Consider the following 23965-nt stretch of genomic DNA (forward strand, 5'->3'; position numbering starts at 1 on the left):
TAACCGCTCCCTGTGGGTCGGGTAAGCGAGGCTTACCCCAACCCGCCCCAGGGTACGGGACGTCACTCCAGGTTCTCGCCCTGGTAGCTCCCGTCGTAGGTGCCGTCGTGGTTCGCCTCCGCGAGAACGAGCTGTGCCACCCGTGCGCCCGGCTCGATTTCGATTCCGGCGTGGACGGCCAACAGTCCCTCGCCGCGGCCCTCGTAGCCGGCGTCCCAGACGGCGGTGTGGAGCATGGCGGCGTTGCGCATCAGCGACGACCGCGGGTAGACGAATCCGATGTGACCCTCGGGAATCTGAAGCCGCTCGCCGTACTGAAGAACGTACCCGCCGGGCGACAGCGCCCACGCCTCGGCGTCGGCGTCGGGCTCTACGGGGTCGCGTTCGCCGATCCGCTTGTCGTCGCGGCCGATCCGGCCACCCGTGGGTTCGAGAATCGCTTCGGCGGTCAGATCGAGGCCGTTCGGTTGCACCTGTTCGGGGGCCACCGGCGTCGCGTGTTCGGCGACGAACGAACCGGAACGGAACATACCGGACTGTCGCCGACGGTGGACAAAACCGTGCCGATGGACGGCTCATCGCCGGAATCTCGGGACTCCTCGTCACCAGGTGCGCCATATATATTCATACAGAGATGGCCTAAAACTTGTGGTAGACGCCCCGGCGAACGGATTTAGGGTCAGCGAAGGCGCGGGATTTATGTCCATCGGCGAGCGATGCCCGGACGTTATGGGACAGACGCTCACAGAGAAGATCCTCGACGACCACCTCGTTGAGGGGGATCTCGAACCCGGCGAGGAGATCGGGATCGAGATCGATCAGGTGCTCACACAGGACACGACTGGGACGATGGTCTGGCTCCAGTTCGAGGCGCTCGAACTCGACGAAGTCCAGACCGAACTCGCCGCGCAGTACTGTGACCACCAGACCTACCAGTTTGACTTCAAGAACACCGACGACCACCGCTTCCTCCGGTCGGCCGCCGGCACCTACGGCGCCTACTTCTCCCGGCCGGGCAACGGCATCTGCCACAACGTCCACAAGGAGAACTTCGCCGCACCCGGGAAGACGATGCTCGGATCGGACTCCCACACCCCGACGCCGGGCGGCCTCGGCGAACTCGCCATCGGCGCGGGTGGGCTAGACGTCGCCGTCGCGATGGGCGGTGGCCCCTACTTCGTCGAGATGCCCGAAGTCGTGAACGTCCGCTTGGAGGGCGAACTGCCCGAGTGGGCGACCGCCAAGGACCTCATCCTCGAGATGCTCCGTCGTCTGTCGGTCAAAGGCGGCGTCGGCAAGGTCTTCGAGTACACCGGGCCGGGCGTCGAGAGTTTGACCGTCCCCGAGCGCACCACGATCACGAACATGGGGACGGAACTCGGCGCGACCACCTCCATCTTCCCGACCGACGAGCGCACGAAGACCTACCTCGAACGACAGGGTCGCGGCGAGGAGTACGTCGAACTCTCGCCCGACGAGGACGCGGAGTACGCCGACGAAATCGTCGTCGACCTCTCGGAACTCGAACCGCTGATCTCCGCGCCGTCGATGCCGGACAACGTCGTCCCCGTCCGCGAGGTAGCGGGCGAGGACGTCGAACAGGTCATCGTCGGCTCCTGTACCAACGGCGGCTACGCCGACATCCTGCCCGCGGCGAAGATGGTCGCGGACCGCGAGATCAAAAAGGACCTCGAGATGATCGTCGCGCCCGGATCGAAACAGGCCGGCGAACTCCTCGCCCGCGAGGGCTGGACCGCCGAGATGATGGCCGCCGGGGTCAACGTCTCCGAGTCGACCTGTGGCCCCTGTATTGGCATCGGGCACGTTCCCGCCTCTGACTCCGTCTCCCTGCGGACCTTCAACCGCAACTTCGAGGGCCGTTCGGGAATCGAGGACGACTCCGTCTACCTCTGCTCGCCGCAGGTCGCCGCCGCGGCGGCGCTCAAAGGCGAAATCGTCGACCCGCGGGATCTGGCCGAGGAACTCGGCGACCTAGAGTCGCCGGGTGTCGAACTCCCCGACCAGTACGACGGCTCGAAAGCCGACATCATCGACCCCGACGATGCCGTCGACGACGACCTGATCAAGGGGCCGAACATCGGTGACGTCCCGCTCAAGGACCCCCTGGGTGCGGACATCGCCGGTGAGACGCTCCTGAAGATGCCCGACAACATCACGACCGACCACATCATCCCGGCCACGTCGGACATCCTGAAGTACCGCTCGAACATCGACAAGCTCTCTGAGTTCACCCTCTCCCGGGTCGACGAGTCCTTCGCGGAGCGCGCCAAGGCGTCGGACCACGGCGTCCTCGTCGCCGGCGAGAACTACGGTCAGGGGTCCTCGCGTGAACACGCCGCGATGTGTCCGATGTATCTCGGCGTTGAGGCCGTTCTCGCGCAGTCGTTCGCTCGCATCCACAAGGCGAACCTGTACAACTTCGGTCTCCTGCCGCTGACCATCGACGAAGAGACCTACGAGCGGATTGAGCAAGGCGACCACGTCGAAGTCGTCGACGACGTGGCCGCCGCGGTGGAGTCGGGCGCCGAGGAGTTCACGGTGCGCGTCAACGACGAGTGGGAGGCAACCGCCGAGTTCGACGCCTCCGAGCGCGAACGCGAAATCCTCGCGGCCGGTGGCAAGCTCACGCTGACGAAACAGCAGTACGACGAGGACGCGGGCGGCGCGACGCCAGCCGACGACTGAGACGGCCCGTCGCGACTGTCTCCGCGTCGTCGCTTCCGTGACGCCGTCCGGGCCGTTCGACTCTCGATTTTTTGCGGTACGGAGAACGTCGACCCGCGCACTCGCTAGGAACCGAGACGCAAGCGGCCCGTGAGATGGCGGTTACTCCTCGGTCACGACCGTGCCGCCCACGGACGGCTCGTGGTCGGCCGGGCGTTCGATGCGCGGGCTTTCGGGCCGCACACCGTCGAAGAGATCGATCTTCTCGGGGGGCAACCGAAGGGAGAGGGTATCGCCCTGTTCGACTGCGAGGTCGGGGTCGATTTCGGCCAGGAACTCGGTGTCGTCGAGGACGATGTGGACGATCTGGACGTTCCCCATCAGTTCGACCACGTCGACGGTCGCCTCGAAGGTGTACTCGTCGGGGGAGTCGACGATCTGGACACTCTCGGGGCGGACGCCGAGCGTGAGCGGAGTGGCCGTCGACGCGTCGGCGAGGCCGTCGGGGACGCGAACGGACACGTCCCCGGCGTCGGCGTGGAACGTTCCGTCGGACAGCGATCCGGTGAGGAGGTTCATGCTCGGACTGCCGATGAACTCCGCGACGAACCGGTTGGCGGGCCGCTGGTACACCTCCTTCGGTGGGGCGAGTTGCTGGATCTTCCCTTCGTTCATCACCGCGACGCGGTCGCCCATCGTCATCGCCTCCTCCTGGTTGTGTGTCACGTGGACCATCGTCACCCCGAGGTTCTGCTGGAGACGGACCACCTCCGTTCGCATCTCCTTGCGGAGCTTCGCGTCGAGATTCGCGAGCGGCTCGTCCATCAGGAACGCCTGTGGGTCGCGAACGAGCGCGCGGCCGAGCGCGACCCGCTGTTGTTGCCCGCCCGAGAGGTTCGCCGGTTTTCGGTCGAGTAGCTCCGTGATGTCGAGCATGGCCGCGGCCTCCTCGACGCGGCCGTCGACTTCCGCGTCGGGCACGTCACGGGCCTCCAGCGGGAAGGAGATATTCCCCCGGACGGTCCGATGTGGATAGAGCGCGAACGACTGGAACACCATCGCGATGTCGCGGTTCTGCGGCTGGACATCGTTGACGCGAATGCCGTCGATGCGGACGTCGCCGCTGGTCGGGGCTTCGAGGCCGGCGATCATCCGGAGTGTCGTCGACTTTCCGGACCCCGACGGCCCGACGAGGACGACGAGTTCGCCGTCTTCGATGGTCAGCGATACGTCGTCGACGGCGACGATGTCGTCGCCGAACTCCTTGCGTACCGTATCGAGTTCGATAGTAGTCATTGTGTCAGGTGGTGAGGCTGGTGGGTGGCTGCGTTGCGCTGTCCGTCCCCGGACAGACGGACGGGGGTCGTCGCGGCGGTCATCCTTTCACCGCCCCGAGGGTGAGCCCGCGGACGAGCCGTTTCTGCATCAACAGCGAGATGACGATGATCGGGATCATGGCGAGCACCGATAGCGCGGCGACCTGGTTCCACAGGGTCGCGTGTCCGCCGACCAGCGACGGGATGATGACCGGGTAGGTCTGGGCGGCGTTGCGCGTAAACACGAGCGCGAACTGGAACTCGTTCCACGAGAAGATCCAGACCAGTAGCGTCGTCGTGACGATACCCGGCGAGACGAGCGGTAACGACACCTTGAAGAACGCTTCGAGCCGCGAGTAGCCGTCCATGATCGCCGCCTCCTCGACGGCCTGGGGGATGTCCTGGAAGAAACTCCGCATCAGCCAGACGACGAGCGGGACGTTGAACGTCAGATACAGCAGCATCATCGTCGGATACGTGTCGATCATGCCGACCTGCCGGAACATGAAGAAGAGTGGGAGGATCGGGGCGATTGGTGGGAACATCCGAAGCGAGAGAATCCAGAACGCCAGATGTTTTCCCCCGACCTTGCCCGGATTCCGGGCGTAGGCGTACCCCGCGGGCACGCCGATGAGCATGGCGATGGCCGTCGCGCCGACGCTGACGATGACGCTGTTTACGAGCACCGACGAGCCCGCACCGGTGAGGATATCGACGTACGGCGAGACGGTGAACGTCTCGGGGACGAACGTCGGCGGGAACGTCTGGGTTTCGGGCGCCGGCTTGAACGACGTGTTCACCGTCCAGTACAGCGGGAACAGCGTCGTCACGAGAATGACGCTGACGAGGGAGGTGACCCCGATGGTACGGAAGGCTCCCCGAAGCGAGACGGGGTCCTCGGTGGCGCCGAACAGTCGGTGGCGAGTCCACTCGACGACGCTCATACGACCCGATCACCCCCCTCGCCCCGTTCGAGCACGGATAGGAACACGTTCGCGAGGACGACTGCGAACAGCAAGAGAAGCCAGCTCATCGCGGTTGCCTTCCCCATCGAGAAGGAGTCGAATCCGAGCAGGTAGTTGTAGTACGTCGCCAGTTCCGACGAGGTGCCGGGGCCGCCGCCGGTCATGACGAACATCTTATCGAAGAACTTGAACGCGTCCATCGCCCGCAGCAGAATCGCGATGGCGATGACACCTTTCATCTGTGGGAGCGTGACGTGACGGAAGGTAAACCACCGGTCGGCGCCGTCGATACGTGCAGCCTCGTAGAGGTCCTCGCTGATCGACAGTCGCCCGGTATAGAGGATGAGGATCATGAACGGCGTCCACTGCCAGATGTCGGCGATGAGGACGCTGTTCAGCGACATCGCCGTCGACGACAGCCACGGCGGTTGGCCCACACCGACCGCCCCCAGTAGGTAGTTGATCGGCCCGAACGACTCCTGAAAGAGGAGCCGCCAGATGAGTCCCGCGACGATAGGGGCCATCATCATCGGGAGCAAGAGCAACGTAAACAGGACCGTCGTCACGCGACCACGCGTGTAGTTCGCCATGAACAGCGCGATGGCGAAGCCGAGTGTGAACTCGATGGCGACGCCGAAGCCAACGTAGTAGGCCGTGTTGCCGATGGTCGTCCAGAACCGCTCGCTCGTCAGCAGATCCGCGTAGTTCGCGAGGCCGACGAACGCACCGTTGCGTGTTGCCACAGAGAGGTTGAGGTCGGTGAAACTGGTCCACAGCGACCAGAGCATCGGAAAGATGACCAGCGCGAGCAGGATGAGTAGCGCCGGAATCGCGAACCAGTATTCGAGGTGTTCGTTTCGGACGTAGCTACTGAGGCCGGTCGAGCGATGTGCCTGCGTATCGTCGGATGATGATGCCATCGATGATTACCTCCGTCGTCGCGTCCGCCCGGACCGGTACAGTCTGGCGGGGACCGGGCTCGCTCGGCGCACTGCCATCTCCTCACTCCCAGATGCCCGCGTTCTGCCAGGCCTCGATGACGTTGCTGTAGTACTCCTGTTGCTGTTCGCGACCGAGGTCCTCGACGATACTCTCCCACTCGCTCTCGACGTTCTCGAGGGTCTCCTCGACGCCGGTTTCGCCGCTGACGAACCGCGAGATTTCGACGTCGAGGGCGTTGATGTAATCCTGTGATCCGGGCCAGTACGGCACCGGGTACCCCTGTTCGAGGGTCGCCTGCACGGCCGAGGTGTACTGCTCCGCGCTCTCCATATCCTGGAAGGCGACGGACTCCTCTGGGGCGTCACGGTACGGGTTCTCCTGGGTGAACGGTTCGGGATCGGAGAGTTGCGAGGTGCGGAACGGGTCCTCGCCACAGCCGGGGTCGGAGACCATATGCGTGCTGTACTCCGGCAGCGTGAACGTCTGTGCGAAGCGGTAGGCGGCGAGTTTCTGTTCGTCGCTGACGCCCGACGTGACACCGAGGACGCGCCCGACCGGCATCGAACTGGCGGCACGACCGTCCTCCCAGCCGGGGACGGCCGCCCCACCCCAGTTACCCCGCGTCGCCTCCGACACCGCCGCCTTCTTCGGCACGTCCGTCCACTGGATGACCATCGCGACGTTGCCGCCGGTGAACGCGTCCCGAAGCTCGGGGTAGCCGTAGCTTGCCGTATCGTCCGGGGAGTACTGAATCGTCTCCTGCCACGACTCTAGGGCGCGTCGCCCCGCCTCGGTGTTGATCTGCGGGTTCATCTCTTCGTCGAAGTACACCCCGCCGAGGCCGCCAAAGCGGGTGAGGAACCAGCCGTAGGCGTTGCCCCGCTTTCCGTAGGTGGCGACGCCGTGGTCGATATCGTCGGTCTCCTCGGTGAAGTAGCGCGCAACCTCGTTGAACTCGGCCCAGGTTTCTGGCACCTCGATGTCGTGTTGCTCGAAGAGGTCCCGGCGGTAGACGAGCATCAACACGTCGCCGTCGATGGGGAGCGCGTACGTGCTCCCACCCCACTGGGTGTACATATCGCGATACGGCTTGAGCAGGTCGTCGAACTGGGGATTCCAGCCCTCGATTTCCATCATGTCGTCCAGCGGCTGGAGGTGGCCGTTGGCGGCGAACGTTCCCAGATACTGCGGGTAGAAGCTCACGAGGTCGAACGCCCCGGAGTTGCTCGTGAACTCCGTCATCAGATTCGAGTACAGGTTGTTGAACCCGAAGCCGTTGATCTCGCCGAGTTCGACACCGGTGTCCTCCTGAATCGAGTCGCTGAACCACTGGAAGGGGTTCGTGTTGTGTCCCTCGTCGATGGCAAGCGAGATGGACGTCCCGTCGACCGCCGAATCAGGGTCGTCCGGAATGCTCATCTCACCGCCGCCGCCACCGCCACCACCACCGATACAACCCGACAGCCCGGCCGCCGCGGCAGCGCTCGCCGCGCTCATCCCGCGGATGAACCGCCGCCGGCTCATCCCGTCGGTTTGGTTGTGAGTGTCAGTCATGCCGTCCTTGACGATCACGACGATTACTAATAAAAATTGCCGACGGTTCTCTCGGGTGACACCGCGGGTCCCGTCCCGGCGTCGCCGGCGGGTCAGTACATGACGACCCCTGCGGTGACGTTGAGGTCCTGTCCAGTCACGTGCCGAGTTCGCTCGGAGCACAGGATGAGGACGGTGTCAGCGACATCGTCGGGCGTGACGAACTCGTCCATCGGTGAGGCCGACCGGAACTCGGCTTCCACCGCCGCGACGGAGCGGTCCTGTGCGGCCGCCTGCCCCTCGATGACGGCGTCGAGGCGTGGCCCCTCGACACTTCCCGGGCAGACGGCGTTGACGTTGACATCGTGGTCGGCCAGTTCCACCGCGAGCGTCCGGGTGAAGCCGATCACGCCCATCTTCGAGGTGGTGTAGGGTGTCCGGTCCTCGAGGGGGCGCTTTCCGCTCATCGAGGAGATGTTGACGACGCGCCCGCCCCCGCGCTTGAGGTGGGGAATCGCGGCCGACGTCGTGTTGAAGAGACTTCCGAGGTTCACCGACAGCGTCGACATGAACTCCTCGTGAGTGAGGTCCTCGCAGGACTTCGTCGGGCCTGCAATCCCGACGTTGTTGACGACGATATCGAGGCCGCCGAACGCGTCGGCTGCCGTCTCCACGAACGCCGCGGCCGCCTCCGGGTCGCTCGCGTCGGCCTCGTGGGTGAGCAAGTCACCGTCGGCGTCGTCGAGCGTTGCTTCCGCCTCGGCGAGGGCATCCGCGTCGACGTCGTTGACCGCGACGTCGACGCCGGTGTCGAGAAATGCCGCCGCGATGTGTCGACCGATGCCCCGTCCGGCTCCGGTCACGACTGCCGACTCCCCGGTGAGAGAGAGGTTAGTGGCTGGCATGGCGATGGTGTGTCCGTTCGCCGATGTGTGTGCTCCGCGCCTTAGCTGTACTGGTTAGATTACAAACACGATGTGGGCGGAGACGTCGGCCCTCGCCGGTCGCCATCCGCGATAACCTGCCCCGAATTTCATTACAGACCGGGCCGTTAGGGTGGACGATGCAGTTCGACTGGATGGTCCAATGTTATCCGGGAGCGGGGGTCCACCGCGACGCGCCGTTGTTGGATGATCTCGACAGGGAGACGACGATGGCCGGCGTCGACGCCGTCGAGGCGGCGGGTCTCAAAGGGTTGTGGGCACCCGATCACTTCATGCTCGGACCGAAACACCAGGAGTACGAGGTCTGGACGCTCCTCTCCGCGCTCGCCGAACGAACCGACGACATGGAGATCGGGCCGCTTGTCGGCTCCGTCACCTACCGCAACCCCGCCCTGCTGGCGAAGATGGCCACGACGGTGGACATCCTCTCCGGGGGAAACCTTCGGCTCGGCCTCGGCGCCGGCTGGCACGACGAGGAACACCGCGCCTACGACTTCGACTACCCGGACATCGAGCAGCGCATCGAGATGCTCGACGAGACCATCCGCGTAGCGAAGGCGATGTTCACCGAGGACGAGCCGAGTTTCGACGGCGAGCATTACCAGATCGAAGACGCGTACAACGAGCCGAAACCCGTTCAGGACCCGCACCCACCCATCGTCGTCGGGGGTGCCGGGCCGAAGCTACTCCGCGTGGCCGCCCGCCACGCCGACGAGTGGAACGTCGAGATCAGCGGCCGTGCCCGTGGACCGCCTATCGACTTCAAAGTCGAGAAGTTCGACGAGTATCTCGAAGAGGCGGGGCGTGATCCCGCGGACGTCGAGCGGTCGTGGCTCGCACACATCCTCGTCCGCGAGGACGAAGCCGAACTCCAGCGGCTCTGCGACCAGATCTTCCCGCTTCCGTGGGGCGAGGAAGGAGATATCGACGAGAACCTCTCGAACGCCCAGGAGGCACGGGAACGCGGCGACTTCCTCATCGGCACGCCCGCCGAGGTGATCGAGGCAATCGAATCGATCCGCGACCTTGGCTTCGAGAAGCTTCAACTCATGTTCCTAGATTTCCCCGATACGCGCGGCATCGAGTTGTTCGGCGACGAGGTCCGGCCAGCGCTCCAGTGACCGTCACTTCGCCCGAACATCTATGTGGTGATCGGTCGCCCACACGAGTATGAGCGAGTGGATCGACCTGACACAGACGCTCGCGGAGGATAGCCCGACGCTCCCGCCCCTGCATCCGAAACCGGAGTTCGAGGCGTACGCCACCCTCGACGAGGACGACTACAACTCCACGCTTCTGCATCTAGAGACCCACTGTGGAACGCATATGGACGCGCCGACGCACTTTCTCTCGAAAGACGAACATCGCACCATCGACGAAATCACCGTCGACGAGATGGTCACCGAGGGGGTGATCTGCGATTTCAGTCACAAGGACCCCGGAAGCGGCGTCTCCCGCGAGGAGTTGGCCGACCAAGCCGAACGGTACGACCTCTCGGCGGGTGACTACCTCATCTTCGACTGCGGGATGGCGCCGGCGGATACGGACCACTACCTCCGGAACTTCGTCTACCCCGAGGCGGAGGCCGCCGAGTACATGGTCGAACAGGACATCGCGTGTTTTGCAATCGACGCGCTGTCGGCGGACAGACCGGGCGCCGAACTCGCGGAACACCACGTCCATTATACGCTCCTCCCCGAAGATATCCTGATCATCGAGGGCGTCGCCAACCTCCAGGCTGTCAGCCCCGGACGATACGACGTGATTGCGACGCCGATCCCTTACGAGAACCGCGACGGGTCCCAGATCCGACTGCTCGTCCGCCCACAGGGGTAACTCCCCGCTCGCCCGAGGGCTTTTGCTCCCGTCGGTCGTATCCGTCGGTGTGGCCGTCCCGACACAGCCCGCAGACGTGACGGTTCGCGACGCCGAGCAGTCGGACCTGGGCGCTATCGTCCGGATCGAACGGGAGTCGTTCGGTCAACCCTGGCCCTACACGGCCTTCGAGCGTTTCCTCGACGAACCCGGATTTCTGGTCGCCACCCACGAGGGCGGGGTCGTCGGCTACGTCGTCAGCGACGTGACGCCCAACTTCGGGCGTGACATCGGACACGTGAAGGACTTGGCTGTTGCCGAAAGCGCTAGGCGCCGGGGCATCGGCCGGTCGTTGCTCGTCCGCTCGCTCGTCGCCCTCGCCGTCGAGGGGGCGGCACTCGTGAAGTTGGAGGTCCGGAGAGGCAACGACCCGGCACAGGCGCTCTACCGAGATATCGGCTTCGAGACGGCACGACATATCCCCCGGTACTACCGCGACGGCGAGGACGCTCTCGTGATGATCCTCGACGTTCCCGAGTGGCAGGAGCGGCGCTAAACGTTTTACTCGGGAGTTCGAACAGTGGCTATGGGATACGCCTGTCCGGTGTGCGAGACGCCCCAGCGCGACGCCGAACATCTCGCCAACCATCTTGCGTTTACCGCCATGCTCCACGGTGACGCTCACGAGCGATGGCTCGACGAGACGGTGCCCGGGTGGGCGTCCGAGGGTGCCGCGGAGTTGGCACCCATCGTCGCGGATCACGCCGAGGAGACGCCCTACGACGAGGTGTTCGAGGAGTCACTCCCCGCGGACCGACACGACCACGCCGACCACGCTCACGACACCCCGGCGGGCGGCGCCACGGCCTTCGAGGCCGACGACCTGGACGCCGAAGCTCAGCAGACTCTCGCGGCGGCCAAGGAGATGACGCGGGCGATGCTCGGAGGGGACGGCGACACGGGCCGGGACGGTGCCGACGACCCGGACGGCGACGGAAAGGCGTAAACCCCGGCCCCGGGAGGCACACGTATGGAGACAGAGGGTGTCTTCGATCCCGAGACGCTCGATGCGGCCCGCGAGGCCTACGAATCGGTCGGCCCGGCGGCCCAAACCGCGGTCCGCGAGACGGCGACAGCCATGGAGTTCGACCGCGAGGAGTACACCGACCGCGTGACGAGCGAGGTGGTAGAGACGGCTCGCGACGCCATCTTCGCCTCGTTGCTGGTCGTCCGGGTGGCCGACCGCGACGCCTTCGAGGCCTGGCGGGCCGACGCCGACGTCGACGTGACGGTGCTTGGGAGTCCGGACGTCTCCCGGGTAGTCTGGCACGTCGCCCCCTTCGCCGACGCCGCCGTCGCCGCCACCTTCGAGGCGGAGCGCGACGCCGCGGTCGCCACCCTGCGCCGGCAGGCGTTCGGGCGGCTCTATCGCGACCGACTGTAACCGGGTCGAAATCGCTTTGCCCGCCCCGGCCCAACTCCGGGCGTGCGACAGATCACGCGCCGCGCGATTGTCGGCTTCGCGCTCGTCGTCCTCGCGCTCCTCGCTCTCGGCGCCTTGCCCTCGTTTCTGGCGTCCGGCGAGCCTTACTACCTGACGGCGACGCCGACCGACGCCGACGGCCCCGCCGTCGACGTCACGAACCTCACGGAGCGTCGCTACCCCTACCTCGTCGAGGCTATCGACACCGGACGGTCGGCCCCCTACCGGCGCGGGCCGGTCGGCCTGAAGGAGTCGTTCTCGCACTCACCGTTCGACGAGCGACAGGGATTGGTCGCCCGCAACCCGGACGCCCGCCGGGACGGTGCCGTCCTCGTTGCCGACGGCGAGGACCGCTACCTCGTGGAAGTGACCCGGTCGTGAGCGATGGCCGAGGCCACGACTGGCCGGTCATCGAGTCGGTCGCCGAGTACGAGAACGGCTGGTACACCGGCGGCTATGACCTCGTGGAACAGCCGGACGGCTCGACGAAACGCTACTACTGGGCGGAACTCCCGTCCGCCGTCGTCGTCGTCGCCGTCGCCGATGGGAACGTGCTTTTCGTCGAGCAGTATCGGCCGACGATCCGCGAGACCCACTTCGAACTCCCCGCAGGGATCGTCGAGTCCGGCGAGTCGTTCACGACGGCGGGGGCGCGCGAACTCCGCGAGGAGACCGGCTTCGACCCCGACGGGACCGCGCTCCTTCAGGAGTTCTGGACCTGCACCGGGATTCTCAGACACCGCCGCGGCATCGTCTTCGCGGAGGGCCTGACGCCGACCGACCGCGATCTCGACGGCAACGAGTTTCTCTCCCCTGCCCCGATCCCCGTCGAGGAGGCCATCGACGTCGCCCGCAGCCAGCCCACCAACGACGCCACGGTCGAGGGGGTGCTGCTGGCCCGGGAGGAGGGTCTCCTGTAACGCGGGTCCCCGACTGCGTGGCCGGACGACATCGCCGCCACCCCACGGTATAAGTTCGCTCGGCATCCAGTCTCCGGTGATGGTCCCCAACCACGCTCTCTGCTCGTCTCGCCCTCCCACTGCCGACGGCTCCCGGTGGCGGTGCCATGCCTGATCGGTCGCCGTACTCCGCTCTCCTGTTGGTCGTCGTGTTAGCGACCAGCGCGGCCACGCTCGGCATCGGTGTCGCGACGGCCGACAGTCAGGTAGCGATCCAGTCCGCGACCGTCGACCCCGGGTCGCCGAACGTCGGTGAGGACGTGACGATTCGGACGACGATCCGCAACTTCGAGAGCGCCACCACGGCCGCCCAGATCAACCAGGTGTCGCTCCGGCGGGGCACCCGCACGCTCACCACGACGAAAGATCCCGGAACCATCGGGACCGGTGGCTCCATCGAACTGCCCCTGACGACGACCTTCAATTCGCCCGGGCGCAAGCAGCTCTCGGTCCACGTCTACGGCGTGAGCGCCGACGGCGGCGTGTTCAACATTGAGTATCCGGTGGCGGTGACGGTCAACGAACGCGACAGCGACGTGCAACTGTCGCTGGAGACGCCGACCGATCCCTCCACCGAGAGCCGGGTGAACGTCACCATCGCCAACGGTGCGACCACCAACATCTCGACGCTCCAACTGGCGCTCTCGGGGCCGAACGCGACAGCCGAGGAACCGAGCCGCGTGATTGCGTCGCTTCCTGCCGGCCGCGAGCGCGTTATGGAGTACGACGTGACCTTCGACGGCGCCGGCTCTCGCCCGCTCACCGCGACGCTCGAGTACCGTGACCCCGATGGGAACCGCGAAACGGTCACCGAGACCCGCACGTTCGTCGTCGACCCTCCGCGGGTCGACGCCGAACTCGACGCGGAGGTGGTCCGTGAGAACGGTACGGCCCGCATCGACGCGTCGCTCACCAACTTCGGCAACGTCCCAATGGAGGAGGTCCGCCTGCGTGCCGTCGCGGACGACGAGACGGTCGCGCGAAAACTCGTCGACGACGTGGGAATCGAATCCACGCGGAATCTCTCTATCGGCGAGTCCAGCCTGCCGGCCGGCGAGGTGACCCTCCACGCGGTTTACGAGGCTGTCGGCGACACCCACGAGACGACGACGACTGTCGACTTCGCGCCGACGACCGACGGGCGGATCGCCCTAACCGGTATCGAGGTGATTCCGGCCGGCAACTCGATCAGACTCGCCGGGAGCGCCTCGAACACCGGTGAGACGGCCGTGACCGGCGCCGTCGTGAGCGTCGTCGGCAGCGACCGCGTGACACCCGTCTCGCCGGCGAAAGACTACTTTGTCGGTAACGTGCCCGCCGGCGAGTTCACCTCCTTCGAGTTAACGGCGCGCCTGCAGGGCAACCGCACGGACGCGGTACCCGTTCGCATCAGCTACATCGCCGACGGCCAGCAGTACTCCCGGGTCGTCGAGGTGACCCTCGCCGACGCCGGTGGTACCGCCGCCGGCTCGGGGGCAGGCGATCAGGAGTCCGAGGGACCGCCCGGTGGCGGCGGCTTCCTCGGCATCGGCCGGATCGACGTGGTCGGCATCCTGCTTCGTCTCGCCGCCGTCGTCGCCGTGGGCGCCGGCGTGGTCTACTGGTGGTCCCGTCGCCGTGGCGACGAGCGATGACCGACAGTCCCCACGACGCCGCCGAGACCGAGTCCGGCGCCACCGCTTCGCCGGAGCGAGCGGCCGGCCACGTCGCCGAACTCGACGGCGTGACCAGGGAGTACCGGAGCGGCGGCGAGACCATCGCCGCACTCGCAGACGTTAATTTCGCGGTCGATCCCGGCGAGATGGTCGCCGTCATCGGCCCCAGCGGCTCCGGCAAAAGCACGCTCCTCAACGTGCTCGGCCTCCTCGACGTGCCGACCGCGGGGACGGTTCGCCTCGACGGCGACGACGTGACCGACTACGACGACGAGGCGCGCACGATGGCCCGTCGGCGCACCATCGGCTTTGTCTTCCAGTCGTTTCACCTCGTCCCGATGTTGACCGCCGTCGAGAACGTCCTCGTTCCGACGATGTTCGTTGAAGGCGACCAGCGCCCGCGGGCACGCGACCTTCTCGAACGGGTCGGTCTCGGTGACCGCCTCGATCACCGCCCCGATCAGCTCTCTGGCGGCCAGCGTCAGCGCGTCGCCATCGCCCGCGCGCTGGTGAACGAACCGCGCCTCCTCCTAGCCGACGAGCCGACGGGCAACCTCGACCGCGACACCGGCCGCAACATCTTAGACGAGTTCGAGCGCATCAGCGCCGAGGAGGAGGTCGGCGTGGTCGCGGTCACCCACGACGAACTGGTCACGGAGTTCACCGACCGAACGGTCGAACTGATCGACGGGGTGATCCAGTGATCGACCTCCTCGAGTTCCCGGCGCTCCGGATGGCGTGGCTCAACCTCCGGCGGAACACCCTGCGTACGGGCCTGGCGACCCTCGGTATCGTCATCGGCGTCGTCGCCATCGCGGCCATCGGCATCACGGGCACGGCGCTTCAGTACGGCGCGACTCAGGAACTCGGCGGGCTGTCGAACACGGTGACTGTCTTCCCCGGCGAGGAGAACGCCGACAACGTCATCACCGACCAGCAGGTCGACTCCATCGAGCGGGTGGCGACCGGCGCAGTGGTCGCCCCCCAGCGCTCGGACACGATGGAGGTGGCCTCCCGCTCCGAGCGCCGGCAAGTGAACGTCGAGGCCGTCTCCCGACCCGCCGCGCTCTACGACGCCGCCGAGGGGACGATCCCTTCGCCGATGCGAAGCGGCGTCTTACTCAACGCCGACCTCGCGGACGAACTCGGCGTCGAACTCGGCCAGACGGTCTCCGTCGGCGGGCGGTCCTACCGGATCATCGCCATCCTCGACGAACCCGGCGGCTTCGGGCAGGGCGTCTCGGTCGTCATCCCGCTTGACGACATCGACCAGGACGGCTACGACCAGGTGACCGTCGTCGCCGAGGACGGCGACGCCGCCCAGCGACTCGCCGAGGAGATTCCGGCGGAGGTGAATCAGCGCGACGAGGTGGTCGATACGTTCACGCCCGCCGACATCCAGGAGAGCGTCAGCGGCTTTTTCGCCACGCTGAACGCCGCACTCCTCGGTGTCGGCTCCATCTCGCTGGTCGTCGCCGGCGTCAGCATCCTGAACGTGATGCTGATGAGCGTCATCGAACGGCAGGCCGAAATCGGGGTGTTTCGGGCCGTCGGCATCCGCCGACGCGAGGTGATGCGGATGGTCGTCGCCGAGGCGACGCTCTTGGGCGTTGTCGGCGGGGTCCTCGGTGTCGTCCTCTCTTTGCTGATCGGCTACGCGGTCAACGGCCTGCTCAACGGCCAGCCCATGCTCGTCTTCCAGCCTCGGAACCTCGAGTTCCTCGCGCTCGGGTTCGGCTTCGCGGTGCTCGCGAGCACGCTCAGCGGCGTCTACCCTGCGTGGAAGGCCTCGACGGCCAATCCCGTCGAGGTACTCCGCGGGTAATCGCCGGGGCACCCCGTTACCGGAGGAAACGGTTATGTGACACAGTCTGCAAGCCAACCTACTATGGGACGGACGCTCACGGAGAAGATACTCGCCGATCACCTCGTCGACGGCGACATCGAGACCGGCGAGGAGATCGGCATCGCAGTCGACCAGACCATCGCCCACGACCTGACGGGGACGATGGCGTGGCTCCAGTTCGAGGCGCTCGGCCTCGACGAGGTGCAAGTCGAGGTGGCTGGCCAGCACTGTGACCACCAGACCTACCAACCGGACTTCAAGGTCTCCGACGACCACCGGTTCCTCCGGTCGGCGGCGGGCACCTACGGGGCCTACTTCGCGCGGCCCGGCACCGGCATCCTCCACCAGGTCCACAAGGAGAACTTCACCGCGCCGGGGAAGACCCTGATCGGCGCCGACTCCCACACCCCGACCGCGGGGGGCTTGGGATCGCTCGGCATCGGGACCGGCGGCCTCGACGTGGCCACCGCGATGGGTGGCGCGCCCTTCTACCTCGACGTGCCGGAGGTAGTGAACGTCCGCCTCGAGGGTGAACTCTCCGCGTGGGCGACCGCGAAGGACGTCATCCTCGAACTCCTCCGCCGGTACTCCGTCAAGTTCGGCGTCGACAAGGTGTTCGAGTACACCGGCCCGGGCGTCGAGAGTCTCTCCGCCCACGAGCGGACCGTCATCACGAACATGGGGACGGAACTCGGCGCCACAACCTCGGTCTTCCCGAGCGACGAGCGCACGAAAGCGTTTTTCCAACGGTTGGAGCGCCCCGAGGACTACGTCGAACTCGCGCCCGACCCCGACGCCGAGTACGACGACGAAATCGTCGTCGACCTCGGAGAGATCGAACCGCTGATCTCCTGCCCGTCGATGCCGGACAACGTCGTCCCCGTCCGCGAGGTGTCGGGTATCGCGGTCGATCAGGTGCTCGTCGGCTCCTGTACCAACGGCGCCTACGAGGATATCCTCCCGGTGGCGAAGATGCTCGACGGCCGCGAGGTGGCCAAACGGACCGAGGCCGTCGTCGCCCCGGCGTCGAAACAGGCCTCGGAGATGCTTGCGCGCAACGGCTTCACCGCGGAACTGATGGCCGCCGGCGTCAACGTCTCCGAGGCGACGTGTGGCGCCTGCATCGGCGCCGGCCACGTCCCCGCCAGCGACTCCGTGAGCGTCCGCACCTTCAACCGCAACTTCGAGGGTCGTTCGGGGATGGAGGAGGACGCCGTCTATCTCTGCTCGCCCGAGGTGGCTGCCGCGACGGCGCTGACCGGTGAGATCACCGATCCACGGGACCTCGATATCGACATCGAGGCGCCGGGCTTCGAGTACCCCGAGCGCTACATCGGTGCCAGCGAGTCGGACATCATCATGCCCGACGAGGCCGTCGACGACGGACTGGTCAAGGGGCCGAACATCGACGAGGTGCCGCTGAAGGACCCGCTGGGCGCCACCCTCGGCGGCCCCGCGCTCCTGAAGATGCCCGACAACATCACGACCGATCACGTCATTCCAGCGACTCAGGAGGTGTCGGTCTACCGGTCGAACGTCCCCAAACTCTCCGAGTTCACGCTCAAGCGGGTCGACGAGACGTTCGCCGCCCGCGCCGCCGAAGCCGACGGCGGCTTCCTCGTCGCCGGCGAGAACTACGGCCAGGGGTCCTCGCGTGAACACGCCGCGCTCTGCCCGATGTATCTGGGGGTCCACGCCGTCCTCGCGCAGTCCTTTGCCCGCATCCACAAGTCCAACCTGCTCAACTTCGGGCTCTTGCCGCTGACCATCGACGAGGCGACCTACGAGCGGATCGACCAAGGTGACGAGATCGAAATCGTCGACGACGCCGTCGACGCCGTCGAGAGCGGGCAGGAGACGCTGACGATCCGCGTCGACGACGAGTGGGAGGCGACGGTCGGCCTCGACGCCAACGAGCGCGAACGGGACCTGCTCGCGGCCGGCGGGAAACTCCCGCACACCCGCCAACAGTTCGCCGACGCTGGCGAAAACGCCTGACCCTCACGTCAGCAGGTCTTCGTCGCACTCGGGGCAGACCTGCATGTCGTTGACCGAACGGGCCGCCGGGTTCTCGCCACAGATTTCACACGTCGGGACCGACCGCTCGGCGGGCATCACGCGTGTGTCCCCGCTTCCGTCCTCGTCAACGCCACCCCCTTCTCCACCCTCGGTCATCGCCGCCTCGTGCGGGAGGGAGGGGCCCCGAACCCGCGTGAAGTAGAGGACGACCCCGAGGATGGCGAGCGACCCGATGAGGAAGCCGAGTTCGAAGGCCATCAGCCTCACTACGCGCTCGACGGACGTTAGCTTTTCCCACGAACTCCGCTCGATCACCCTCGGAAGTCCGCTCGCAGCGCCGTTCGTCAGTGCGTGCCCGTCTTCACGAGCGCTCGGCGCCGCGTCTGTCCGGCCTTCGCGCGGTGGTGGCTCCGGACGTGTCTCGTTGGACGGATCGTCCGACTGTGACGGCGAACAGTCCCTTCAGCAGTGGAGTCGCGGGTCCCCCGCGACACGGCGGCGGGACCTATTCGAGGTCGGGCCGCGAGAGTTCGGTGTACTTGGCGGTGAGGAACTCCAGCAGGACCGGGGTGCCCTCCTTGGTCTTCTCGACGCCGCGTTCGATGGCGTCGGCGACGTTGTCGGGGTCCTCGACACGCTCGCCGTAGCCGCCCATTGACTCGGCGAAGTCGGCGTAGTGGCCCGAGAACGGCGTATCGTAGCTCGCCATCTCGAAGTTGTTGAGGACGATTTCGAGAACTGGGATGTCCTCGCGAGCGGCTGTCTCGAAGTCCATGCCGGTCATGCCGATGGCGCCGTCGCCCATGACGTGGACACAGACCTTCTCGGGGTGTGTGAGCTTCGCGCCCATCATCAGCCCGAGACCGTAGCCGAGCTGCGTGGTCTTCCCCCAGCCGAGGTAGGAGAGCGGTTCGGTCACCTCGAAGAAGGGGGCCATGAAGTCGCGGGCGTTGCCGGCGTCGGCGGTGGCGACGACTTCGTCCTTGTCGACGGTTTCGTTCAGTTCGTGGACGACTCGGTAGGGGTTGATCGGCGTCTCGTCGGATTCGAGCACGTCGGCCCAGTCGTCGAGCCACTCGGACTCGATTGTCGCAATCTCCGTCGTCACGTCATCGTACCGGCCGAAGTCGGTGTCGTCGACCCGGCTCCGGACCTCGTCGACGATTGCCTCGAGGACGAGTTTCGCGTCGCCGATGACCGCGAGGTCGGACTTGTAGTCCTTGTCCACGTCGCCGGGGTCGTTCGTCGAGTGGATGAGGGTGTTGTCCTCGGTGGGCGGCGTGATGCCGTAGGCGGTCTTGGTGAAGCTACACCCAATCCCGAAGAGCACGTCGGCCTCGTGGATGAAGTGGTTGAGCTGACGGGGTTCGCTCTTCGATCCGGCGCCGAGCGAGAGTGGGTGATCCTCGGGGAAGGCGCTCTTGCCGTTGAGCGTGGTCGCGACCGGCGCCTCCAGCAGTTCCGCGAGTTCCTGCAGCGGCTCCCAGCCCTTCGCGTAGTGGACGCCCTGCCCGGCGTTGATCACCGGCAGGTCGGCGTCAAGCAACGCGTCCACGGCGTCGGAGACGGCCTCGGGGTCCGGTCCCGAACGCGTCGATGTGGTGGGTTCGTAGTCGAGGTCGTCGACCTCCTCGTAGAAGACGTCCTTCGGAATCTCGACGAGTCCCGGCCGCTGGCGCCCGTTACGGGCCGCCTGGAACGCCCGGCGGATCGTCTCCTCGGTCGCCTCGGGATCGGTCAACTGCTCGGTCGTCTTCGTGACCGCCTGGTAGTTGACGAGCGAACTGAACTTGGGGTCCGTGTTCGTCTTCGCCCGGGAGTAGCCCGCCGGGAGTGCGACGATAGGCGCCGACTCGGCGTAGGCCTGGGCGATCCCGCCGACGGAGTTCTCCGTCCCCGGCCCGTGCTGACAGGCGAACGCCTCGACCTGATCTCCCGAGGTGATCCGGGCGATGCCGTCGAGGATGTGGGCGCCGGTTCGCTCCTGCCGAACGACGATGGGGCGGATGCCCGCCTCCTCGGCGGCGTTGTCATCGAACAGGGGGTTGCTCGGGAACCCGATCAGGTGTTCGACGCCTTCCTCGGCCAGTATCTCCGCGACTGCATCTGTTACGTTCATCCTACCGTCTATCCATTACCTCGGGGGTTGTAAAGTTAATTTTTATTAAAGATAAGGACAGATACCTAATAGCCTATCGTCGATTGTCGATAATTCGAGGGACGGACGTCCAACCGCCAGTCGTCATCTGTCGAAACGTTGAATAGCGATACTCCGGATTGCGGACACATGCCCGAGAGATCGCAGCTCGAACGACTCTGTGTCCACGAGTCCGTATCGACAAAGATTCCGGTCGAGGGGTTCGCCGAGGCTTTCGCCGACCTCGACGTCCCCGTCGAAATCGTCGGCGACGACGAGACGTTCGACCGGACGGACGCAGTCGCGTCGTTCCGTCCCCGCGATGCCTTTCTCGATGCCGGGTGGGTCCACTGTATCCGCGCCGGCTACGACGAGTTCGACACCGAGGCCTACGAGGCCGAGGGCGTTCCCCTCACCAACAGCACGGGCATCCACGACACGACCGTCGGTGAAATCGCCGTCGGCTACATGGTGTCGCTGGCGCGCATGCTCCACGTCTATCGCGATCACCAGAACGAGAACGATTGGTTCGAACCGACCTACGAACGGCCCTTCACCGTCGAAGACGAGCGGCTCTGTGTTGTCGGCCTCGGAACGCTCGGCCGCGGGATCGCCGAGCGCGCCGACGCCCTCGGGATGGACGTCGTCGGCGTCCGCCGCTCTCAGGAGTCGGTGCCGGGCGTCTCGGAGATCTATCACCCCGACGACCTCCACGAGGCTATCGCCGACGCCCGCTTTGTCGCCATCGCTGTCCCCCACACGCCGGACACCGAGGGAATGTTCTCGGCCGCGGAGTTCGAGACCATGCGCGACGACGCCTATCTGATCAACGTCGCCCGCGGCCCTATCGTCGACGAGGCCGACCTGATCGACGCTCTCGATGCCGGGGCCATCGCCGGCGCCGGCCTCGACGTCTTCGAGACCGAACCCCTCCCCGAGGACAACCCGCTCTGGGACTTCGAGGAGGTCATCATCTCCCCGCACCGTGGGTCCGCGACCAACCGGTACCACCTCGACATCGCCGATCTGGTCGCGGAGATTTTCGCCCAGTATCAGGCCGGCGAGGACATCCGCAACCGCGTGGCATAACCCCCCGGCCGCCGTACCGACGCTCGATGGACGGCCGCCCGTTCGACGCGTTCGCCCGCACCCTCGACCGCGCCGGCGTCATCGACCCGCGTCGCCTCGACGAGACGCTGGATCTGGCGTGGCCCCGGATCATCACCGGCCTCGCCATCATGTCCAAGAGCACGGTCGACCTGGCGATGGTCGGGTGGGACGTCGGCGCCGCGGCCGTCGCCGGCCTCGCCTTCGCCAACGTCTACTGGCAGGTTGGGAAGTACCTCGGCATCGGCCTCGCGGGCGGGACCGTCACCCTCGTCTCGCAGGCCTACGGCGCCGACGACACCACGCGGGCGAGCGCCGCCGTCGCCGTCTCTCTCGTCGTCTCGCTCCTGATCGCGGTCCCCCTTGCCGCCGTCTACGCCGCCTTCGCACCCGAACTGGTCGCGGTACTTGGCTCCGAGCCGGCACCCCTGCGACACGCGGCCACCTACCTCGCTCTCGTTGCCCCCGCCCTCTGCTTCGAGTTCCCAAATCTGATCGCCAGTCGCACCTACGCCGGCGTCGGCGACACGCTGACGCCCATGGTTGTCCGTGCCGGCGGCGCGCTGGCGAACATCGTCGTCTCGGCGACACTGATCTTCGGCTACGGCCTCGGCGTCGCCGGCGCCGCCATCGGCACCTCACTCGCCACGGGTGCCGTCACCCTCGTCTTCGCGTGGGGACTTGCCGGCCGTTCCTACGCCGGCCGCGGCGCCTGTCCCGTTGCCGTCACTCGCGCGACGCTCGGCTTCGACCTTCCGCTCGTCCGGCGACTCCTCGCCGTCTCCGCGCCGCTGATGGCCCGCCGTACCGCCGAGATGCTCGTCGCCTTCCCGCTGGTGGCCATCGCCGCCACCTTCGGCCCCGCCGTCGTCGCCGCCTACGAGGTGGCTCGGCGCGTCCGCACCCTCGTCGACAGCCTCTCGTGGGGCTTTTCTATCGCCGCGAGCACGCTCGTCGGCCAGCGCCTCGGTGCCGGCGACGCGGCCGACGCCGAGGCCTACGCCCGCGCCATCGTCCGCCTCTCGGCGACGGTGTATCTCGTCGTCGGGTCGCTCGTCCTCGCGCTCTCGGGGCGGGTCGCCGGACTCTTCGTCGACGACCCAGCCGTCGTCGGCGTCGCCGGTCCCTTCGTCGCCGCCGCGGCTGTGAGCGTCGTCTTCCTCGGCATCGACGGCTCCGCTACCGGGACGCTCCGGGGTGCCGGCGATACGCGCTATCCCTTCCTCGTCTCCCTGTTCGGTCGGTACGCCTGTGCGCTCCCACTCGCCGCGCTCGGCCTCGTGACGCCTCTCGGCGCCGCCGCCTTGCTCGCCGCGATGGTCGTCGAGTCGGCGGTGCCCGCCGCGCTGAACGTCTCCCGCGTGCGGTCGAACCGCTGGAAGGCCGTCGGCCGGGCACACGTCGCCGCCGATGCGGGTGATTGACGACTCCCTGCGGGTGTGGTCGACTCTCGACGCCTTTCGTCCGTGCTGTTTTGTCGCTCCGCGCGTACTGTCGGTATGACCGATATCGGCATCGTGGGCGCGGGGGCGGCTGCCGCGGCCGCCACCTACGTCCTCGACGGCGCGCTTCCCGACGCATCGATCACCGTTCTCGAGAAATCGGGCGGTCTCTGTGGCCGCGCGGCGACGCGTCGCCGCGGCGACGTGACCTACGACTACGGCGCCAACTACATCAAGGACGACGACGACCGGGTGGTCGACCTCGTCTCTACCTTCGACGACGGTCTCGTCGAGGTGGCGGGCGACGTCCACGTCTTCGACCGTTCGGGCACGGTGAGCGAAGGGCGCGACGCCGACGAGCGCAAGTGGACCTACCGGACCGGGCTGACGCGCCTGGCGAAACACCTCTTCGACGCCAGCGACGCGACGGTTCGCCGGCGGACCCGCGTCGAACACATCGCCCGCGCCGACGACACGTGGACGCTCACGGACGCCGAGGGCAACGCCCACGGACCCTTCGACGCCCTCCTGTTGAACCCACCGGCGCCACAGACGGCGACGCTCCTAGAGACGGCCGACTGGGACGCCGACGCCCGAACCGACCTCCTCGATGCGACCCGCGAAGTCGACTACCGCACGATATGGACGGCTGTCTTGGGCTACCCCTTCGAACTCGACCGGCCGTACTACGCCCTCGTGAACACCGACAAGGAACACGCGGTCGGGTGGGTCGCCCGCGAGGCGTGTAAGCCGGGCCACGTCCCCGACGGCGAGTCGGTGTTAGTGGTACAGGCCAACCACGAGTGGTCAGTCGAGCGCTACGACGCGGATCCGGAGCGAAACGTCGCCGACCTGGCCGACCACACGGCCGCCATCCTCGACGACGACCGATTGGCCGACCCCGCGTGGACCGACCACCAGGGCTGGCGGTACGCGCTCCCCGAATCGGGGCTTCGCCGCGGCGCCCGGACCCCCGCCGAGGACGCCGGCTGCTACGTCGTCGGCGACTGGGTCGCCGGCGAGGCCCGTCTCCACGCTGCCCTCCGGAGCGGCCTCGACACCGGTGAGCGGATGGTCCACGCGCTGTAGTCGATTCCACATAGTTGTAACTCGAATC

22 protein-coding genes and 1 pseudogene are annotated in these 23965 nt (G+C 66.6%); 15 read left to right on the forward strand and 8 right to left on the reverse strand.

Features of this window, described 5'->3' with window-relative positions; translation table 11 throughout:
- Positions 1-62: 62 nt before the first annotated feature.
- Positions 63-536, reverse strand: a pseudogene (locus NO878_RS11365) (deoxyuridine 5'-triphosphate nucleotidohydrolase); the annotation flags it as partial.
- A gap of 193 nt (positions 537-729) precedes the next feature.
- On the opposite strand from NO878_RS11365, the gene NO878_RS11370 reads away from it, so the two are divergent.
- Complete coding sequence (locus tag NO878_RS11370) at positions 730-2706, forward strand: aconitate hydratase (RefSeq protein ID WP_256406109.1); 1977 nt, start codon at positions 730-732, stop codon at positions 2704-2706.
- Positions 2707-2847: 141 nt separating this feature from the next.
- On the opposite strand, the gene NO878_RS11375 is transcribed toward NO878_RS11370, so the two are convergent.
- From NO878_RS11375 to NO878_RS11395, 5 genes are all read right to left on the reverse strand, one after another.
- Positions 2848-3981 carry an ABC transporter ATP-binding protein gene (locus NO878_RS11375; RefSeq protein WP_256406110.1) on the reverse strand — a complete coding sequence of 378 codons (1134 nt, stop codon included), beginning with the start codon at positions 3979-3981 and terminating at the stop codon, positions 2848-2850.
- Between the two features lie 79 nt (positions 3982-4060).
- Positions 4061-4945 (reverse strand): carbohydrate ABC transporter permease, encoded by an 885-nt coding sequence (locus tag NO878_RS11380; protein ID WP_256406111.1) that lies wholly within the window; start codon positions 4943-4945, stop codon positions 4061-4063.
- Complete coding sequence (locus NO878_RS11385; RefSeq protein WP_256406112.1) at positions 4942-5886, reverse strand: carbohydrate ABC transporter permease; 945 nt, start codon at positions 5884-5886, stop codon at positions 4942-4944. The genes NO878_RS11380 and NO878_RS11385 overlap by 4 nt, the downstream gene beginning before the upstream one ends.
- Before the next feature lie 82 nt (positions 5887-5968).
- Positions 5969-7462 (reverse strand): ABC transporter substrate-binding protein, encoded by a 1494-nt coding sequence (locus NO878_RS11390; protein WP_256406113.1) that lies wholly within the window; start codon positions 7460-7462, stop codon positions 5969-5971.
- A gap of 92 nt (positions 7463-7554) precedes the next feature.
- Positions 7555-8346 (reverse strand): SDR family NAD(P)-dependent oxidoreductase, encoded by a 792-nt coding sequence (locus NO878_RS11395; protein WP_256406114.1) that lies wholly within the window; start codon positions 8344-8346, stop codon positions 7555-7557.
- 158 nt (positions 8347-8504) lie between these two features.
- On the opposite strand from NO878_RS11395, the gene NO878_RS11400 reads away from it, so the two are divergent.
- The 11 genes from NO878_RS11400 (at position 8505) to NO878_RS11450 (ending at position 18141) form a co-directional block, all read left to right on the forward strand.
- Positions 8505-9506 carry an LLM class flavin-dependent oxidoreductase gene (locus NO878_RS11400; protein ID WP_256406115.1) on the forward strand — a complete coding sequence of 334 codons (1002 nt, stop codon included), beginning with the start codon at positions 8505-8507 and terminating at the stop codon, positions 9504-9506.
- 49 nt (positions 9507-9555) lie between these two features.
- Positions 9556-10221: a cyclase family protein gene (locus NO878_RS11405; protein WP_256406116.1), complete on the forward strand. Its 666-nt coding sequence runs from the start codon at positions 9556-9558 to the stop codon at positions 10219-10221.
- Between the two features lie 49 nt (positions 10222-10270).
- Positions 10271-10756 carry a ribosomal protein S18-alanine N-acetyltransferase gene (gene rimI / locus NO878_RS11410; RefSeq protein WP_256406117.1) on the forward strand — a complete coding sequence of 162 codons (486 nt, stop codon included), beginning with the start codon at positions 10271-10273 and terminating at the stop codon, positions 10754-10756.
- A 30-nt stretch (positions 10757-10786) separates the two neighbouring features.
- Positions 10787-11206 (forward strand): DUF5810 domain-containing protein, encoded by a 420-nt coding sequence (locus NO878_RS11415; RefSeq protein WP_256406118.1) that lies wholly within the window; start codon positions 10787-10789, stop codon positions 11204-11206.
- Positions 11207-11230: 24 nt separating this feature from the next.
- A complete protein-coding gene (locus NO878_RS11420; protein ID WP_256406119.1) occupies positions 11231-11644 on the forward strand; it encodes a DUF5809 family protein in 414 nt (137 codons plus the stop codon).
- A gap of 42 nt (positions 11645-11686) precedes the next feature.
- The gene (locus NO878_RS11425) at positions 11687-12064 is read left to right on the forward strand and encodes a hypothetical protein (protein ID WP_256406120.1); all 378 of its coding nucleotides are present in this window, start codon (positions 11687-11689) and stop codon (positions 12062-12064) included.
- On the forward strand, positions 12061-12603 hold the full coding sequence (locus NO878_RS11430) for an NUDIX hydrolase (protein ID WP_256406121.1): 543 nt from the start codon (positions 12061-12063) through the stop codon (positions 12601-12603). Before NO878_RS11425 ends, NO878_RS11430 begins: the two co-directional genes overlap by 4 nt.
- A gap of 146 nt (positions 12604-12749) precedes the next feature.
- Positions 12750-14276: a COG1361 family protein gene (locus tag NO878_RS11435; RefSeq protein WP_256406122.1), complete on the forward strand. Its 1527-nt coding sequence runs from the start codon at positions 12750-12752 to the stop codon at positions 14274-14276.
- Positions 14273-15001: an ABC transporter ATP-binding protein gene (locus NO878_RS11440; RefSeq protein ID WP_256406123.1), complete on the forward strand. Its 729-nt coding sequence runs from the start codon at positions 14273-14275 to the stop codon at positions 14999-15001. Before NO878_RS11435 ends, NO878_RS11440 begins: the two co-directional genes overlap by 4 nt.
- Positions 14998-16122, forward strand: coding sequence for an ABC transporter permease (locus tag NO878_RS11445; RefSeq protein ID WP_256406124.1), 1125 nt, complete (start codon positions 14998-15000; stop codon positions 16120-16122). The genes NO878_RS11440 and NO878_RS11445 overlap by 4 nt, the downstream gene beginning before the upstream one ends.
- 63 nt (positions 16123-16185) lie before the next feature.
- Entirely contained in the window at positions 16186-18141 is a 1956-nt protein-coding gene (locus NO878_RS11450) for an aconitate hydratase (RefSeq protein ID WP_256406125.1), read from the forward strand.
- A 3-nt stretch (positions 18142-18144) separates the two neighbouring features.
- Here NO878_RS11450 and NO878_RS11455 read toward each other — a convergent pair whose 3' ends face one another.
- Together NO878_RS11455 and NO878_RS11460 are read right to left on the reverse strand one after the other, a co-directional pair.
- Positions 18145-18420: a hypothetical protein gene (locus NO878_RS11455; protein ID WP_256406126.1), complete on the reverse strand. Its 276-nt coding sequence runs from the start codon at positions 18418-18420 to the stop codon at positions 18145-18147.
- Positions 18421-18667: 247 nt separating this feature from the next.
- Positions 18668-20281, reverse strand: a complete 1614-nt coding sequence (locus tag NO878_RS11460; protein WP_256406127.1) for a thiamine pyrophosphate-requiring protein — start codon at positions 20279-20281, stop codon at positions 18668-18670.
- A 168-nt stretch (positions 20282-20449) separates the two neighbouring features.
- On the opposite strand from NO878_RS11460, the gene ddh reads away from it, so the two are divergent.
- The 3 genes from ddh to NO878_RS11475 all read left to right on the forward strand — a co-directional run bounded on the left by ddh (position 20450) and on the right by NO878_RS11475 (position 23937).
- The gene (gene ddh, locus NO878_RS11465; RefSeq protein ID WP_256406128.1) at positions 20450-21388 is read left to right on the forward strand and encodes a D-2-hydroxyacid dehydrogenase; all 939 of its coding nucleotides are present in this window, start codon (positions 20450-20452) and stop codon (positions 21386-21388) included.
- A 26-nt stretch (positions 21389-21414) separates the two neighbouring features.
- The gene (locus NO878_RS11470) at positions 21415-22830 is read left to right on the forward strand and encodes an MATE family efflux transporter (RefSeq protein ID WP_256406129.1); all 1416 of its coding nucleotides are present in this window, start codon (positions 21415-21417) and stop codon (positions 22828-22830) included.
- A 75-nt stretch (positions 22831-22905) separates the two neighbouring features.
- Positions 22906-23937, forward strand: coding sequence for an NAD(P)/FAD-dependent oxidoreductase (locus NO878_RS11475; RefSeq protein WP_256406130.1), 1032 nt, complete (start codon positions 22906-22908; stop codon positions 23935-23937).
- The last annotated feature ends 28 nt before the right edge of the window (positions 23938-23965 follow it).

It is taken from the genome of Haloplanus ruber, assembly GCF_024494725.1.
GTDB classification, from domain to species: Archaea; Halobacteriota; Halobacteria; order Halobacteriales; family Haloferacaceae; genus Haloplanus; species Haloplanus ruber.